Here is a 1,951-nt window from a genome sequence, read left to right on the forward strand (position 1 = left end):
CGGGTGAGAAACCCGTCCGCCGAATGACCAAGGGTTCCAGGGCCAGGCTAATCCGCCCTGGGTAAGTCGGGACCTAAGGCGAGGCCGACAGGCGTAGTCGATGGACAACGGGTTGATATTCCCGTACCGGCGAAGAACCGCCCATACCGAGCCCGGTGATGCTAAACGTCCGAAGTGCGGCACCGACTCCTTCGGGAGTCACCGCCGCATGGAGCACGTGACCCGAACCGGTAGTAGGTAAGCGTATTAACAGGAGTGACGCAGGAAGGTAGCCCGGCGTGGCGATGGTAGTCCACGTCCAAGGTCGTAGGGCGAGTGGTAGGCAAATCCGCCACTCATCAAGCCTGAGAGCCGATGGTGACAGCGTATGCTGGAAGAGGGTGATCCTATGCTGCCAAGAAAAGCTTCGACGCGAGGTTCTAGCCGCCCGTACCCTAAACCGACTCAGGTGGTCAGGTAGAGAATACCAAGGCGATCGAGATAATCGTGGTTAAGGAACTCGGCAAAATGCCCCCGTAACTTCGGGAGAAGGGGGGCCTGAAGCGTGTACCGGCTTGCCCGGGAAGCGTGGAGGGCCGCAGAGACCAGGGAGAAGCGACTGTTTACTAAAAACACAGGTCCGTGCGAAGTCGCAAGACGATGTATACGGACTGACGCCTGCCCGGTGCTGGAAGGTTAAGAGGACGGGTCAGCCGCAAGGCGAAGCTCAGAATTTAAGCCCCAGTAAACGGCGGTGGTAACTATAACCATCCTAAGGTAGCGAAATTCCTTGTCGGGTAAGTTCCGACCTGCACGAATGGCGTAACGACTTCTCCGCTGTCTCAACCGCGAACTCGGCGAAATTGCACTACGAGTAAAGATGCTCGTTACGCGCAGCAGGACGGAAAGACCCCGGGACCTTTACTATAGCTTGGTATTGGTGTTCGGTGCGGCTTGTGTAGGATAGGTGGGAGACTGTGAAGCCGGCACGCCAGTGTCGGTGGAGTCAACGTTGAAATACCACTCTGGTCGCTCTGGACATCTAACCTCGGTCCGTGATCCGGATCAGGGACAGTGCCTGGTGGGTAGTTTAACTGGGGCGGTTGCCTCCTAAAATGTAACGGAGGCGCTCAAAGGTTCCCTCAGCCTGGTTGGCAATCAGGTGGCGAGTGCAAGTGCACAAGGGAGCTTGACTGTGAGACTGACAGGTCGAGCAGGGACGAAAGTCGGAACTAGTGATCCGGCGGTGGCTTGTGGAAGCGCCGTCGCTCAACGGATAAAAGGTACCCCGGGGATAACAGGCTGATCTTGCCCAAGAGTCCATATCGACGGCATGGTTTGGCACCTCGATGTCGGCTCGTCGCATCCTGGGGCTGGAGTAGGTCCCAAGGGTTGGGCTGTTCGCCCATTAAAGCGGTACGCGAGCTGGGTTTAGAACGTCGTGAGACAGTTCGGTCCCTATCCGCTGCGCGCGCAGGAAACTTGAGAAGGGCTGTCCCTAGTACGAGAGGACCGGGACGGACGAACCTCTGGTGTGCCAGTTGTTCCGCCAGGAGCACGGCTGGTTAGCTACGTTCGGAAGGGATAACCGCTGAAAGCATCTAAGCGGGAAGCCTGCTTCAAGATGAGGTTTCCACGGGACTTCGGTCCTGAGAGGCTCCCGGCTAGACCACCGGGTAGATAGGCCGGATGTGGAAGGCAGGACTAACGACTGCCGCAGCTGACCGGTACTAATAAGCCGACAACTTCACCACTCATACTTTGTGCTACGCGTCCACTGTGCGGTTCCCGAACCACGAACACGCACCCCTTCAAGGCAAGGGGTGTCCCGTGTTTGACTGTTCGACAGAGTTACGGCGGTCATAGCGAAGGGGAAACGCCCGGTCCCATTCCGAACCCGGAAGCTAAGCCCTTCAGCGCCGATGGTACTGCACTCGCCAGGGTGTGGGAGAGTAGGACGCCGCCGGACATC

General features: G+C 58.1%; 2 rRNA genes. Both read left to right on the forward strand.

The features are described 5' to 3' along the window. A 23S ribosomal RNA gene (locus tag FS882_RS20675) occupies positions 1–1,733 on the forward strand; the annotation flags it as partial. A 98-nt stretch (positions 1,734–1,831) separates the two neighbouring features. Beyond that, positions 1,832–1,948, forward strand: a 5S ribosomal RNA gene (gene rrf, locus FS882_RS20680). Positions 1,949–1,951: the final 3 nt, after the last annotated feature.

The organism is Cellulosimicrobium cellulans (genome assembly GCF_007679345.1).
Classification (GTDB): domain Bacteria; phylum Actinomycetota; class Actinomycetes; order Actinomycetales; family Cellulomonadaceae; genus Cellulomonas; species Cellulomonas cellulans_A.